General features: G+C 70.8%; 9 protein-coding genes. 8 read left to right on the top strand and 1 reads right to left on the bottom strand.

The features are described 5' to 3' along the window. Positions 1-395: 395 nt before the first annotated feature. From OHB56_RS30860 to OHB56_RS30890, 7 genes are all read left to right on the top strand, one after another. Positions 396-2,558 (top strand): RecQ family ATP-dependent DNA helicase, encoded by a 2,163-nt coding sequence (locus OHB56_RS30860; RefSeq protein ID WP_406356786.1) that lies wholly within the window; start codon positions 396-398, stop codon positions 2,556-2,558. A gap of 522 nt (positions 2,559-3,080) precedes the next feature. Then, positions 3,081-4,802, top strand: coding sequence for a DUF4192 domain-containing protein (locus tag OHB56_RS30865; protein WP_406356788.1), 1,722 nt, complete (start codon positions 3,081-3,083; stop codon positions 4,800-4,802). Positions 4,803-5,123: 321 nt separating this feature from the next. Next, positions 5,124-5,882, top strand: coding sequence for an NUDIX domain-containing protein (locus tag OHB56_RS30870; RefSeq protein ID WP_406356790.1), 759 nt, complete (start codon positions 5,124-5,126; stop codon positions 5,880-5,882). A 165-nt stretch (positions 5,883-6,047) separates the two neighbouring features. Continuing rightward, positions 6,048-7,952, top strand: coding sequence for an ATP-binding cassette domain-containing protein (locus OHB56_RS30875; protein ID WP_406356792.1), 1,905 nt, complete (start codon positions 6,048-6,050; stop codon positions 7,950-7,952). Between the two features lie 163 nt (positions 7,953-8,115). Further along, a complete protein-coding gene (locus OHB56_RS30880) occupies positions 8,116-8,994 on the top strand; it encodes an FCD domain-containing protein (RefSeq protein ID WP_326755135.1) in 879 nt (292 codons plus the stop codon). 430 nt (positions 8,995-9,424) lie between these two features. Then, positions 9,425-10,945 carry an RNA polymerase sigma factor gene (locus tag OHB56_RS30885; RefSeq protein WP_326755136.1) on the top strand — a complete coding sequence of 507 codons (1,521 nt, stop codon included), beginning with the start codon at positions 9,425-9,427 and terminating at the stop codon, positions 10,943-10,945. Between the two features lie 145 nt (positions 10,946-11,090). After that, positions 11,091-11,957: a S1 family peptidase gene (locus OHB56_RS30890; protein WP_406356794.1), complete on the top strand. Its 867-nt coding sequence runs from the start codon at positions 11,091-11,093 to the stop codon at positions 11,955-11,957. Between the two features lie 201 nt (positions 11,958-12,158). Here the strand turns inward: OHB56_RS30890 and OHB56_RS30895 are convergent, their stop codons facing one another. Further along, a complete protein-coding gene (locus tag OHB56_RS30895) occupies positions 12,159-12,389 on the bottom strand; it encodes a hypothetical protein (RefSeq protein WP_055571934.1) in 231 nt (76 codons plus the stop codon). Between the two features lie 444 nt (positions 12,390-12,833). Between OHB56_RS30895 and OHB56_RS30900 the strand changes: the two genes are divergently transcribed. Next, entirely contained in the window at positions 12,834-14,957 is a 2,124-nt protein-coding gene (locus OHB56_RS30900) for a DNA topoisomerase IV subunit B (protein WP_326755138.1), read from the top strand. The last annotated feature ends 55 nt before the right edge of the window (positions 14,958-15,012 follow it).

Below are 15,012 nucleotides of genomic sequence, written 5' to 3' on the forward strand. Positions count from 1 at the left end.
ACACATGAAGCGCTCGACGACGGCAGTTCGCACGGGTCACGAGGGCCCGGTGCCCGAAGGGGCGTGCGTGGGGTGTCCGGACGGCGATGTGTCGTCCACCGTAAGCGTCGGCCCGTCCGAAACCCGGAGTGCGGGCATCGAGGCCCATGCCGATCGCCGGAAGGGCGACGGGTCGCGTGCGCTGCGGGGCACAGGCGGTGTGGTTCACCCCGCCACGGGGCCGAGGACCTCGACATCCGAGGCCTTCCGGCGTCCTGCCTGCGCACACGTCCCGAGCGGGAGCCGGTCGAGGGGCCCACGACGTTGCTCTTGGGCCTGGAGGGTTCGAGGGATCCGTGACCTCCTCACGGAGCGGGATTGGCCGACTGTCCGAGCCGTGAGGTTGCATGGGGGGCATGAACGATCTGGAGCTCCGTGCCGAAGCCGACGCCATCCTCGCCGAGCTGGTCGGTGATCCCGGGGGCACGGCACGGCTCCGGGAGGACCAGTGGCAGGCGGTGGCGGCCCTGGTGGTGGACCATCGCCGTGCCTTGGTGGTGCAGCGCACCGGATGGGGCAAGTCGGCGGTGTACTTCGTGGCCACCGCGCTGCTCCGCCGGCGTGGCTCAGGCCCCACGGTGATCGTTTCGCCGCTGCTGGCGTTGATGCGCAACCAGGTCGAGTCGGCGGCGCGGGCCGGCATCCAGGCGCGCACGATCAACTCGGCGAACCCCGAGGAGTGGGAGGCCATCCACGAGGAGGTCGAGCACGGAAAGGTCGACGTTCTCCTCGTGAGCCCGGAACGCCTCAACTCCGTCGACTTCCGCGAACGGATGCTGCCCAGGCTCGCGGCCACGACCGGCCTCCTGGTCGTCGACGAGGCCCACTGCATCTCCGACTGGGGCCACGACTTCCGCCCCGACTACCGCAGACTCCGCACGATGCTGCAGGAGCTCTCCCCGGGGGTTCCGGTACTGGCCACCACAGCCACGGCCAACGCTCGCGTCACGGCGGACGTGGCCGACCAGCTGGGCACCGGAGCCGGCGAGGCCCTGGTACTGCGCGGCACGCTGGAACGGGAAAGTCTGCGGCTCGGCGTGGTCCGGTTGCCGGACGCCGCCCACCGTCTGGCCTGGCTCGGCGAGCACCTGAACGACCTGTCGGGTTCCGGCATCATCTACACGCTGACCGTCTCGGCCGCCGAGGAGGTCACCGCCTACCTGCGCGCGCGCGGCTTCGCCGTGGCCTCGTACACCGGCCGGACGGAGAACGCCGACCGTCAGCAGGCCGAGGCCGACCTGCTGGCGAACCGGGTGAAGGCCCTGGTGGCGACCTCCGCCCTCGGGATGGGCTTCGACAAGCCGGACCTGGGTTTCGTGGTCCATCTCGGCTCGCCGTCCTCACCCATCTCGTACTACCAGCAAGTGGGCCGTGCGGGCCGCGGTGTGGAGCACGCCGATGTGCTGCTGCTTCCCGGTAAGGAGGACGAGGCGATCTGGCGTTACTTCGCCGAGGTCGCCTTCCCGCCCGAGGCACAGGTCCGCCAGACCCTCGCCGCCCTCGCCGACGCGGGGCGCCCGCTGTCCGTGCCCGCCCTGGAGGCGTTGGTGGACCTCCGGCGGACTCGCCTCGAGATGATGCTCAAGGTCCTGGACGTGGACGGTGCGGTGCGGCGTGTGAAGGGCGGGTGGACGTCCACCGGCGCCGACTGGGTCTACGACGCCGAGCGCTACGCCTGGGTCGCCCGCCAGCGTGCCGCCGAGCAGCAGGCCATGCGCGACTACGTCAGCACGTCCCGGTGCCGGATGGAGTTCCTGCGCCGCCAACTGGACGACGAGAAGGCCGCCCCGTGCGGCCGCTGCGACAACTGCGCGGGAGCCTGGGCGGATCCTGGTGTCTCGCCCCAGGCACTGGCCGGCGCAGCCGGTGAACTGGAGCGTCCAGGGGTGGAGGTCGAACCACGCCGCATGTGGCCCACCGGGATGCCCACCGTGGGCATCGACCTCAAGGGGCGTATTCCGGCGAAGGAGCAATGCTCCCCCGGGCGAGCCCTGGGCCGTCTCTCGGACATCGGCTGGGGCAACCGCCTGCGCCCGCTCCTGGCGGAGCAGGCGCCCGACGGTCCGGTCCCCGACGACGTCCTTCAGGCGGCGGTGGCAGTCCTCGCCGACTGGGCGCGTTCCCCGGGCGGGTGGGCGGTCATGGGCCCGGACGCATCGGCGCGGCCCGTGGGAGTCGTCGCCATGCCTTCCCTGAGCCGGCCCCGGCTCGTCGGTTCCCTTGCCGAACAGGTGGCCTCCGTCGGGCGTCTCCCGTTCCTCGGCACCCTCGGCCACACCGGGCACCACGGGGCGCATCGGGCCCACAGGAGCAACTCGGCCCAGCGGCTCCAGACGCTGTCTGCCGCTTTCACCGTTCCCGAGGAGCTGGCCGACGCTCTGGCGGCCGCTCCGCACGGCCCGGTCCTGCTCGTGGACGACTACACCGATTCCGGCTGGACCCTTGCGGTGGCCGCTCGCCTGCTGCGCCAGGCGGGCGCGGAGCAGGTTCTCCCGCTGGTCCTCGCCGTGACAGCCTGAAGACCCGCGAGAAGCCGGCTTCTGCCGTCGGCGGTGCCTGTCGTCCTCTCAGGGGGCCGGTGGCGTCGCCGCGGCTGCCGGGTCGTCGCCCGCGAGCCGGTCGACGCCTTCCGGCTCCAGCTCCTGACCCGCAGCAGCGACGGGGCCGGGGAGGAGACCGCGGACCTGCCCCGGCCCGTGTGCTGGACGACGGGGGCCCGGCGGTGGTCGGGGACCGGTACCCCGATCGCCCGCCAGGGGTCCTCGCGCAGCCGGGTTTCCCCGGGACGTCCCCGGCGAACCGGGCGAGGACGGCGTCAGCGCTCGCCCGGAGATCCGCGTTGTCGTGTGCTCCACGCGTTCCACACAGCAGGACGGCACGGACGGCAGGCGCCGGCACGAGAGGAAGAGAGCGCGAAAATTATCCGGCAATCGCATCGCAGCGGGAGAGGAAGCGCAGGTCAGATGGGGTGCGTGACGTGTCCCTGGTCAGATTTGTCCACAGGATGAGCAGGATCTCCTGATCCGCGAAATCGTCCTGCCATGACGAACAGCAACGACACGAACGGATCCCCCGAGAACGGCGACATCGCCGGTCGGGAGCGATACGGGCAAGCCGGCCTTCCGGGACGCCACGACATCGCCCGCGGCGCCGAGGTCCCGGGGCAGAGCACGCACAAGGGCGCGGGCACGCACGCAGGGCGCGCGAAGGACATCGCCTGCACCGCCTACGGCAGCCACGGCGGCGAACAGCAGGTCACCCTGCGCACCCCCGCCGAACTCGCCGACGCCCTGCCCTATCTGCTCGGCTACCACCCCGAGGACAGCATCGTCCTGGTCGCCCTGTACGACAAGGACGGACGGGGCCGGTTCGGCGGCCGGGCCAGGCTCGGCATCCCCGAGAACCGGGACGACTGGCCCGCCGCCGCCCGGCAGCTGGCCCAGGGGCTGGTCACGGGCAGCGAGCGCCGAGGCGTCAAGCCCGAGCAGATGGTCGTCTTCCTCTGCCAGGAACCGGGAGAGGGCGAGCCCGGACAGCAGGTCAAGGAGCGGCTGGGTCCGCTCGCTCACACGCTGCGCCTGGAATGCGGCGCTCTCGACGTCCCCGTGGTGGAGGCCCTGTGCCTCTCGGACGGCCGCTTCTGGTCGTACTGCTGCGACGACGAGGGGTGCTGTCCCGAGGCCGGCACGCCGATGGGGCTGCCGGGCACCTCGGTGCTGGCCGCCGCCGCGACCTACGCCGGACTTCAGGTCCGGGGCACGTTGCGCGAACTGCGGGCGAGGTTCCTCCCGTGGGAGAACGCCGCCGCCCTCGAACAGGAAGCAGCCCTGGACACCGCCCACCGGACGCTGGTCCCCAAGATCCTCGACGCGGCGGGACGGGACGAGGTCGCCCGGCAGACACGGGAACTGGCCTCGCGCGTCATGGACCGGCTGGCCGGCGCCCCCTCCGTGTCCGGCATGCTCCCTGCGGACCTGCGGGACGACGAACTGCTCCGGCACGACGAGGCCGCCACGCTGATCCTCGGCCTGCAGGACCGCACGACCCGGGACCGGGCGGCGGAGTGGATGGAGGGCGAGGAGGCAGGCCCCGCACTCCGCCTGTGGCGGGCGCTGGCCCGCCGTTGCGTCGGAACGTACGGCGAACACGCCGCAGCCCCTCTGACACTCGCCGGCTGGGTCGCCTGGTCCACCGGTGACGAGCTGGAAGCGAGGGAGGCACTCGCCATGGCCCTGGGCGCCGATCCCGACTATCTCTTCGCCCGCCTGCTGCACCAGGCCTGCAACGAGGGCCTCGACCCGGAATCGATCCGCCGCTGCCTGCGCGCGGAACGCGATGACCAGGGGAAGGCGGACGGCGAGGGCCCGGCCGCCGATGTGGTCGGCGGGGCGGGCGACGAGGGTCCGGACAGCGAGGATCCGGGAGACGAGGATTCCGGTGACCCGGAGCCCGGTACGGCGGGGGAGCCCACCGCCTTCGGGCCTGGGGCTGACGTGGGGCGGGAGGCGCCCTCGCGCCACCGGCGCCGAGAACATGTCTCCAGCGCGGGTGCCGGCATCGGCGGCGGTTCCCCGCGTCGGGGGCGGGCGGACGGCAGTCGCCCGCCCGTGCGGATTCCGCATCCCCGTACGGCGGTGGGTGGCACGCGTCCGGACGGTGTGCGTCCCGGCCTCGAGGAACCGGGTGCCGCACGCCGTCGTCGCGCTGCCTCGCGTCGGGGACGTGCGCAGATCCGGAGCCGGGGCAGCGCCGGGGAGGAGTGACCGGACGGGAAGAGGGGTGACTGCCGGGTGGGCGAAGGGAGCGGCGACGGCCGGGGCACCGCCCTCTCCGAGGCCCGCCCCGCAGGTGAGTCAACCGTCACCGACCGAGGACAAGGAGGTGGAAGGGGCAAGGGGACGGAGAGAGCAAGGGGCCAAGGGGGTGAGAACCGGTGAGGAGGAGCGCTGCGGCGGTCCCGCAGCGCGGGACGCGTCGGCCACCGGGGCCCCCTGGCGGGAGCGGTACCCGACCGAAGCGGGTCGGCCGTCGACGCCGTCGGCGAAGGGAGTGTTTATCGTCAGGCAGACGACTATGATCGCCGCATGCCCTACGACCCGTCAGCCTTTCCGCCTTTTGCCGTCACCGTGGACCTGGTCGTGCTGACCGTGCGCCGCCATGCCCTGTGCGCGCTGGCGGTCCGCAGGGGCGAACCGCCGTTTCAGGGACGCTGGGCGCTCCCCGGCGGATTCGTCCGGGCCGACGAGGACCTGGCGCAGGCGGCGGCGCGTGAACTGGCGGAGGAGACCGGGCTGCGCGTGCACGACCCCGCCGCCCCCGCTCAGGCCGGCGGCGCGCACCTGGAACAGCTCGCCACCTACGGTGATCCCAAGCGCGACCCGCGGATGCGGGTCGTGAGCGTCGCGCACCTCGCCCTCGCCCCCGACCTGCCCGCGCCCAGGGCGGGCGGCGACGCCAGCAACGCGCGCTGGGCCCAGGTCGGGGAACTGCTGCAACAGGCGGACTACGGCAGGGCCGGCGAGCCGGTGGCGCCGCTCGCCTTCGACCATGCGCAGATCCTGGCGGACGGGGTGGAGCGCGCCCGCTCCAAGATCGAGTACTCGTCGCTGGCCACGGCCTTCTGCCCGCCCGAGTTCACCGTCGGCGAGCTGCGCCGTGTCTACGAGGCCGTGTGGGGTGTGGCCTTGGACCCGCGCAACTTCCACCGCAAGGTGACGGGTACACCAGGCTTCCTGGTGCCGACGGGTGGCACGACCACCCGGCAGGGCGGCCGTCCCGCTCAGCTCTTCCGGGCCGGCGGAGCCACCCTGCTCAATCCGCCGATGCTGCGCCCCGAGGTGTGAACGCACCGGGCGGCAGGAGCGGGTGGTGACGCGAAGGCCGAGGCAGCGGCGTCCGGCTCCGGCCGGTGCGGGCCGCGGACACGGATCCCGCGCGGCTGAATTCTCCGCGGCCGACAGGCCTTGCGGTGCCCGGAAAGTCCGATATGGCGCGCTATCTTGCTTCGGGTGATCCAGGCCCTCGGACTGACCAGCAAGCCGCGCAAAGAGCTACCGCCCGCCGTCGACGACGTCTCCTTCGAGGCACCCGCAGGTCGCATCACGATGCTGCTCGGAGTGCCGGGCGCGGGCAAGACGACGGCACTCAGGCTCATGCTCGAACTCCAACCGGGCCGTGGCATCACCTACTTCAGAGGCCGTCCGCTGCACAGCATCGGTCACCCGTCCCGCGAAGTCGGCGTACTGCTGGGTGATGTGCCGGGCCACCCCGCACGCACGGTGCGCGGACACGTCCGCATGCTGTGCGCCGCGGCGGGAGTTCCGGTACGTCGCGGGGACGAAGTCCTGGAAGCCGTCGGGCTCGTGAGCCTGCGGGGGGAGCGCCTCGGCACGCTTTCGCGGGGCATGGACCGACGCCTCGGGCTGGCCTGCGCACTGTTGGGGGACCCGCACACCCTCGTGCTCGACGAACCCGTACGCGGCCTCTCCGCCGGCGAGAACCGCTGGCTGCACGGCATGCTCCGGGCCTACGCGGACCAGGGCGGCACCGTCCTGAGCACCACGGCCGACCCCAAGGAAGCGGCGCGCACCGCGGACCGGGTGGTCACCCTTGATCAGGGCCGGCTCGTCGCCGATCAGCCGGCCGTGGACTTCTCGCGCACCCGGCTGCGCCCTCGCGTCGCCGTCCGCACCCCGCATGCCGCCCGGCTCTCGGCGTTGCTCGCCAAGGAGGCCCGTACCGACCGGCGTTCCGTGAAGGTGGCCGAGGACGGCGGCAACCGTATCTCCGTCTACGGCAGTACCTGCGCGGAGGTCGGCGAGACCGCCTTCCGGCACGGCATCGTCGTCCACCAACTCGCGGACGAGACAGGGGACATGGGGCCTGGCGCGGGTGCGTCCCGCACCGAGGGGCCGACTGCCCCGGACCAGGGGGCACCACCCTCCACCGCGTCGTCGCCCACCGCCGCCACCTCCGACGCCGGGCAGCCCGACGGCCCTCAGGACTCCCGTCCTGCCGACCGCCCGTCTGCCGACCGCCCGTCTGCCGACCGCCCGTCGGCAGACGGTCGAGCCGGAGACGAGGACCGGGTCTCGCAGTCCGACTCCTCGATCGGTCTGCCGCCTCCTGTCTCCGTTCGCCCCGTCCCCCGCCCTCTCCACCCGCTGCGCTACGAGATCCGCAGGGCCACCGGCGTCGGGACCGGGTTTCTCGTCGGGGCGGCCGTGCTCGTGGTGTCCGCGTTCACCGCCGTACTGCTGGCCCGGATCGGACACACCCCGCAGCCGCGCCTGCTGGCCGCGTGGCCCAGGGAGCTGCCCCTGCCGCCCGCGGCGATCGGGGCGGGGCTGCTCGGGGCGCTGGCCTTCGGCGACGAGTTCCGCCACCCCGCCCTGGCGACGGACCGGGGCAGGGCGCCCCGGCGACTGGGGCTGCTGACGGTCAAGCTCCTCGTCGCCTCGGCCGCCGCGCTGGTGCTGGCCGTGCTGACGATCGGGTGCGATGCGGAGCTGCTTCATCTCGTCTACGGGCGGGAACTCATCGAGATCCCCGCCGACTGGTTGCCGCTCGGCGCGAGTTGGCTCGGGCTCGTGATCGGGTGTGCCTGGGTGGGAGTGCTGGCCGCGGGAGTCTTCCGGTCCACCGCCGCCGGTCTCGCCACGGTCGTCGCCGTCCCCCTCCTCGTCGGGCCCCTCGTACGCAAGCTGGCCGAGGGGCCGCCGGTGCGGGCCGCGGCCGGGGCGCCCCTGCGGATGCGCGAGGTGACCCCGCTCCGCGGGTCCTTCGAGGGCGAACGGTATCTGGAGGGGGCGCTGCGGATGATCGCCCAACCGGTGGGTGGCGCACTGGCGTTGTCCTTCGTGGTGCTGCTCTGCGCGTATCTGCTCACATCGTTGCGGAACAGGGCCCGATGACGATCGACGGTGCCTCGATCGGTCCGCCGATGCCTGCAACTCCCCGGAGGGAGCCCGCTTCCTTCCGATAAGGCGTCAATTGCGACGGGGTGAGCGATCACCCTTTCGTGTGCTTTTCACCAAACTCCTCAAGGGAGTTGGGAGCCGCGCCGACAAAGGATGCGTGAGTACCCTTGCGCACACCATGATGACCACCGCCCGCTCCGCAGACTCCGGCCTCGCGGGTCCGGGCGAACTCGACCGCTACCCCTATGCCGACGCGCCCGCCGGCGGCCGTGTCGGGCCCCCTGCCTGGGACACCGATCCCGAGCTGGGCCGTGGGAGCCGCCGCAGCGCGGGCAACCGCGGCCGCGGGTTGCACGGCCAACTCGTCCAGCAGCTGGGTCAGATGATCGTCTCGGGTGATCTGGGCGCCGACCGGCCCCTGGTTCCCGAGGAGATCGGCCAGCGCTTCGAGGTCTCCCGCACCGTCGTCCGCGAGTCGCTCCGTGTCCTGGAGGCCAAGGGCCTGGTCAGCGCCCGCCCCAATGTCGGCACGCGCGTGCGCCCGGTCAGCGACTGGAATCTGCTCGACCAGGACATCATCGAGTGGAGGGCCTTCGGACCGCAGCGCGACGACCAGCGCCGTGAGCTCAGCGAGCTGCGCTGGACGATCGAGCCGCTGGCCGCCCGGCTCGCCGCCGGGCACGGACGCGAGGAGGTCCAGCAGCGTCTGTCCGACATGGTGGAGATCATGGGTCACGCCATGGGGCAGGGCGACGCGCTGACCTTCGCCCGAGCCGACTCCGAATTCCATTCGCTGCTGATCCAGCTCGCCGGCAACCGCATGCTGGAGCACCTTTCCGGGATCGTGTCCGCCGCGCTGCAGGTCTCGGGCGGACCGCTCACGGGCTGTGAGCGGCCGAACGAAGCGTCGCTCGCGCACCACGGCCGGATCGTCGACGCGCTCGCCGGCGGCGACGGCGCGGCGGCCGAAGCGGCCATGCGTCAGTTGCTGATGGTCCACCCCGAGGTCGAGCGAGTGGTACCCGGTCCGCGCTAGCGCCGACCGCGTTCTGTGGACGGCCCGGCCTGCCATCCCCCTCCTGTGGCACCCTCCGACCGGTGAGCCGCCCGCTGTAGGACCCCGCGGGATCACCTTCGATCCCGCGGGGTCCTACAGTGATGAAGGGGCCGTAAGGTCCGGCATAGTGCCGCCGCCATCCCCGAGTGACCGTCTTTGTCGTGATCTGATCGATTATGGACACTTACGGGGTGTGACTCGGGCCACGCGGATTGGGCGTAACGCTCCTGGAAAGAACGCGATGACCTAAGAGGTGACAGTCGCGGAGGGAATACGGACGCCGTTCACGGCGCTGTGCAACTCCCCGGCCCCCGCCCGCATCGTCGGCCCATCCCCAAGCCGGCGGTCGGCTCCTGTCCGTCGTGGACGGGGCCGGAAGCCGTTTTCTCAACGTCCTGAGAGGTTGTTCGTGTCGGCCAGCACATCCCGTACGCTCCCGCCGGAGATCGCCGAATCCGTCTCTGTCATGGCGCTCATCGAGCGGGGAAAGGCTGAGGGGCAGATCGCCGGCGATGACGTGCGTCGGGCCTTCGAAGCTGACCAGATTCCGGCCACTCAGTGGAAGAACGTACTGCGCAGCCTCAATCAGATCCTCGAGGAAGAGGGTGTGACGCTGATGGTCAGTGCCGCGGAACCCAAGCGCACACGAAAGAGCGTCGCCGCGAAGAGTCCCGCCAAGCGCACCGCGACCAGGACGGTCACGGCGAAGGCGACGACCACCCGGAAGGCCGCCGCCACCGCCGCGTCGGCCGCACCCGACGGCGCCGAGGAGGAGGCACCCGCCAAGAAGGCGGCTGCCAAGAAGACCACCGCGAAGAAGACGGCCGCCAAGAAGACGGCGGTGAAGAAGACGGCCGCCAAGAAGACCGCCGCCAAGAAGGACGACGCCGAGGCGACCGACGAAGAGACCGTCGAGGAGACCAAGGCGACGGACGAGCCGGAGGGCACCGAGGCCGCCGGTTTCGTCCTCTCCGACGAGGACGAGGACGACGCGCCCGCCCAGCAGGTCGCCGCCGCCGGTGCCACCGCCGACCCGGTCAAGGACTACCTCAAGCAGATCGGCAAGGTGCCCCTGCTCAACGCCGAGCAGGAGGTCGAACTCGCCAAGCGGATCGAAGCCGGTCTGTTCGCCGAGGACAAACTGGCCAACTCCGACAAGCTGGCGCCGAAGCTCAAGCGCGAGCTGGAGATCATCGCCGAGGACGGCCGGCGCGCCAAGAACCACCTTCTGGAGGCCAACCTCCGTCTGGTGGTCTCCCTGGCCAAGCGCTACACCGGCCGCGGCATGCTGTTCCTGGACCTCATCCAGGAGGGCAACCTCGGTCTGATCCGCGCGGTGGAGAAGTTCGACTACACCAAGGGCTACAAGTTCTCCACCTACGCCACCTGGTGGATCCGTCAGGCGATCACCCGCGCGATGGCCGACCAGGCCCGCACCATCCGCATCCCGGTGCACATGGTCGAGGTCATCAACAAGCTCGCGCGTGTGCAGCGCCAGATGCTCCAGGACCTGGGCCGCGAGCCCACCCCGGAGGAGCTGGCCAAGGAACTCGACATGACCCCGGAAAAGGTCATCGAGGTCCAGAAGTACGGCCGTGAGCCCATCTCCCTGCACACCCCGCTGGGCGAGGACGGCGACAGCGAGTTCGGTGACCTCATCGAGGACTCCGAGGCCGTCGTCCCGGCCGACGCGGTCAGCTTCACGCTTCTGCAGGAGCAGCTGCACTCCGTCCTGGACACCCTGTCCGAGCGCGAGGCGGGCGTCGTCTCCATGCGTTTCGGTCTCACCGACGGTCAGCCGAAGACCCTCGACGAGATCGGCAAGGTGTACGGCGTCACGCGCGAGCGCATCCGTCAGATCGAGTCCAAGACCATGTCGAAGCTGCGTCACCCGTCGCGCTCCCAGGTCCTGCGCGACTACCTCGACTAGGGCAGCGATCGCAGCGGTCCCGCAAGGTCGCACCGAGGCCCGGCCCCTTCAAGGGGCCGGGCCTCGGTGCTGCTCCGCGGGTGCGAGGCATGACGGGGTGGATCACTCTGGGTATCCCATCAATGCCCCAGTGTGAGGAGAGCGCATGCGTCGTCGCCTAGTCCGGGTCCTGGCCCGGCCACTGGTCATCGCCGCTGCCACGACCGCGATACCGCTGGCAGCGGCCGTTCCGGCGGTCGCGGACCGCATCGTCGTCGGAGGGTTTCCGGTCGATGTGGCCCAGAGTCCTTGGACCGTGGCGCTGTCCAGCCGTGACCGGTTCGGGGGTACCCGGGCGGGACAGTTCTGCGGGGGTGTGGCCGTCGGCCGGACCACGGTGCTCACCGCCGCCCACTGCATGAGCGAGGAGGTTCTGGGAGCGCCGCCGGACCGGGTGCCCGACCTCAGAGTGATCTCCGGTCGTACGGATCTGCTGTCGGACCAGGGGGAGGAGATGGAGGTGAGCGAGACCTGGGTGAATCCGGGCTACGACCCGCTCAGCAACTCCGGAGACTTCGCCGTGCTCACCCTGGCCGCACCGCTGCCCTCCGGCTCGGTGATCGGCATGGCCGGCGCGGGCGATCCCGGGTACCGGGCCGATACCCCCGCGACCGTCTACGGCTGGGGGGACACCACGGGATCAGGGACCTATGCCGGCAGCCTGCACGCGGCGCGGGTGCGTGTGCTGCGCGACGCCCTGTGCGAGGAGGCCTACCCGGGAGGCGGCGAGGGCGCGTACCGCGCCGGGACCATGCTGTGCGCCGGTGAGCAGGCCGGCGGGCCGGACGCCTGCCAGGGGGACAGCGGCGGACCGCTGGTGGCCGAGGGGCGGCTGATAGGCCTGGTGTCCTGGGGCAGCGGATGCGGCTGGGCGGACAGTCCCGGGGTCTACACGCGTGTGTCCGAGGTCATGCGGACGCTCGGCCGGGCTTCGGCCCAGCAGACCGGAAAGGCGGCGCCCGAAGGCGCCTGAGAGCGCCTGGCGAGCCCTGAGCGGGCCTCCCGGGGCTCTCCCGGCAGTTACCCGGGGCTGCGCCGGGACCGAGGAAAGGCTCAGGGGCGAAAGCGCACGAGAAAAAGGCGGCTGTCTCCGCATCGGAGGCAGCCGCCCCTCCTGCCGGCCTGTGCCGGTCTGGCTCGTCGTCGTACGCGAGATGTCAGCGCGTCTCCGTGATCAGCGCTCTTCCTCGACGGCAGGGGCCGACGGGGAGGTCAGCCGCTCGCTCTCGTCCTGTATCTCGGCGGCGATCTTCTTGAGTTCCGGCTCGAACTTGCGGCCGTGGTGGGCGCAGAAGAGCAGTTCTCCGCCGCTCAGCAGGACGACGCGCAGGTATGCCTGGGCGCCGCAGCGGTCGCAGCGATCGGCGGCCGTCAGGGGGCTCGCGGGGGTCAGAACAGTAGTCACGTCGCCTCTTCTCTAGCTCGACGAGCTGTCGTACCAGGGTCAACATCCAACCAGGCCCAAAACGTTCCCGCTCGTGGCTGCTTCTCGAAAAAATCTTTCCGAGGTGGCCGGATGTTGCCGGTTGGCGGCGAATGTGCCGTATCGCGTGTCTGTGTCGTCGTACGGATTCGCGTCGGATCGGTGGTGGTCGGCCCTCCCGGCTGGGTTGCCGGTTGTTCTTGAGGACGTGCCCGGAGCCTAAATGGTTCATGCCGGGAAGGGAACGTGATGTGTGCTTCACTCCATCGAGGGATCGAACAGGTATGCGACTCTCGACTAGTCTAGGTTTCAGACGAGGGTGGCGTGACAACGGCTCTACCAGGCCTCGGTACCCTCTCACCGGTGACAAGCGACGCGCCCTTACCCATGAGGGCCCCATCTGAAATTCAGCGAGGAGCGAACCGCGTGACCGCCGAGACGTCCGTGCCGTCCACAGCGCTGCTGGCAGGAGCAGACCGGGACGGTTCCAATTACACCGCGCGGCACCTGCTCGTCCTCGAGGGGCTCGAGGCCGTGCGGAAGCGCCCCGGAATGTACATCGGATCGACCGACAGCCGCGGTCTGATGCACTGCCTCTGGGAGATCATCGACAACTCGGTGGACGAGGCCCTCGGGGGCCACTGCGACCGCATCGATGTGATCCTCCACGACGACGGCTCGGTGGAGGTCCGGGACAACGGCCGCGGCATCCCGGTCGACGTGGAGCCCAAGACCGGCCTCTCCGGTGTCGAGGTCGTCATGACCAAGCTGCACGCCGGCGGCAAGTTCGGCGGCGGTTCGTACGCCGCCTCCGGTGGACTGCACGGCGTCGGCGCGTCCGTCGTCAACGCGCTCTCCGCGCGGCTGGACGTCGAGGTGGACCGCGGTGGGCACACCCACGCGATCAGTTTCCGCCGCGGTGTCCCCGGCGCCTTCGCCGCCCTGGGCCCGGACGCGAAGTTCGAGGCCGGGAGCGGGCTGCGCAGGGCCAAGAAGATCCCGAAGAGCCGCAGCGGCACGCGTGTGCGCTACTGGGCCGACCGCCAGATCTTCCTCAAGGACGCCAAGCCGACCCTGGAGACCCTGCACCAGCGCGCCCGCCAGACCGCGTTCCTGGTGCCCGGCCTGACCATCGTCGTCCGTGACGAGCTCGGGCTCGGCGACGGCGGCAGCAAGGGCGAGGAGTCCTTCCGCTTCGACGGCGGCATCAGCGAGTTCTGCGAGTTCCTGGCCACCGACAAGGCCGTCTGCGACACCCTCCGCTTCACAGGGCAGGGCACCTTCAAGGAGACGGTCCCGGTCCTGGACGAGTACGGCCAGATGACACCCACCGAGGTGACCCGCGAGCTCGGCGTCGACGTCGCGATGCGCTGGGGGACCGGCTACGACACGACGCTCCGGTCGTTCGTCAACATCATCGCCACCCCCAAGGGGGGCACCCATGTCGCCGGCTTCGAGCAGGCCGTCGCCAAGACGGTGAACGAGGTGCTGCGCACGAAGAAGATGCTGCGCGTGGCCGAGGACGACGTCGTCAAGGACGACGCCCTGGAGGGCCTCACGGCGGTCGTCACCGTCCGCCTGGCCGAGCCGCAGTTCGAGGGGCAGACCAAGGAGGTCCTCGGCACCTCGGCGGCCCGTCGCATCGTGAACACCGTGATCTCCCGGGAGCTCAAGACCTTCCTGACCTCCACCAAGCGCGACGCCGCCCAGCAGGCCCGTGTCGTCCTTGAGAAGGCGGTCGCCGCGGCCCGGACCCGCATCGCGGCTCGTCAGCACAAGGACGCCCAGCGCCGCAAGACGGCCCTGGAGTCCTCCTCGCTGCCCGCCAAGCTGGCCGACTGCCGCAGCGACGACGTCGAGCGCAGCGAGCTGTTCATCGTCGAGGGAGACTCGGCCCTCGGCACGGCGAAGCTCGCGCGGAACTCCGAGTTCCAGGCGCTGCTGCCGATCCGAGGCAAGATCCTCAATGTTCAGAAGTCGTCCGTGACGGACATGCTGAAGAACGCGGAGTGCGGAGCGATCATCCAGGTCATAGGGGCTGGATCCGGACGGACGTTCGATATCGACGCGGCTCGCTACGGCAAGATCATCATGATGACCGACGCCGATGTGGACGGCTCCCACATCCGCACCCTGCTTCTGACGCTGTTCCACCGCTACATGCGGCCCATGGTCGAGTCCGGCCGGGTGTTCGCCGCGGTGCCGCCGCTGCACCGTATCGAGCTCGTCCAGCCCAAGAAGGGGCAGGACAAGTACGTGTACACGTACTCGGACCGCGAGCTGCGCGACAAGCTGATGGAGTTCCAGACCGGGAACATCCGCTACAAGGACTCGATCCAGCGCTACAAGGGTCTCGGCGAGATGGACGCCGACCAGCTGGCCGAGACCACCATGGACCCGCGCCATCGCACCCTGCGTCGGATCAACCTCACCGACCTGGAGGCCGCCGAGCAGGTCTTCGATCTGCTCATGGGCAACGACGTCGCTCCGCGCAAGGAGTTCATCTCCAGCTCGGCGGCGACACTGGACCGGTCGCGCATCGACGCGTGACCGCCGTGCGACCGACGCGGAGCGGTCCCCGCTGTCACCTGATGGGGTGAAGCAG

This window comes from Streptomyces sp. NBC_01635 (assembly GCF_045209715.1).
GTDB lineage: Bacteria > Actinomycetota > Actinomycetes > Streptomycetales > Streptomycetaceae > Streptomyces > Streptomyces hirsutus.

Excerpts from the sequence above, each read along its gene's own strand:
- OHB56_RS30870 (WP_406356790.1), top strand. The coding sequence starts at position 5,124 with ATGCCCTACGACCCGTCAGCCTTTCCGCCTTTTGCCGTCACCGTGGAC.
- OHB56_RS30865 (WP_406356788.1), top strand. The coding sequence starts at position 3,081 with ATGACGAACAGCAACGACACGAACGGATCCCCCGAGAACGGCGACATC.
- OHB56_RS30890 (WP_406356794.1), top strand. The coding sequence starts at position 11,091 with ATGCGTCGTCGCCTAGTCCGGGTCCTGGCCCGGCCACTGGTCATCGCC.
- OHB56_RS30860 (WP_406356786.1), top strand. The coding sequence starts at position 396 with ATGAACGATCTGGAGCTCCGTGCCGAAGCCGACGCCATCCTCGCCGAG.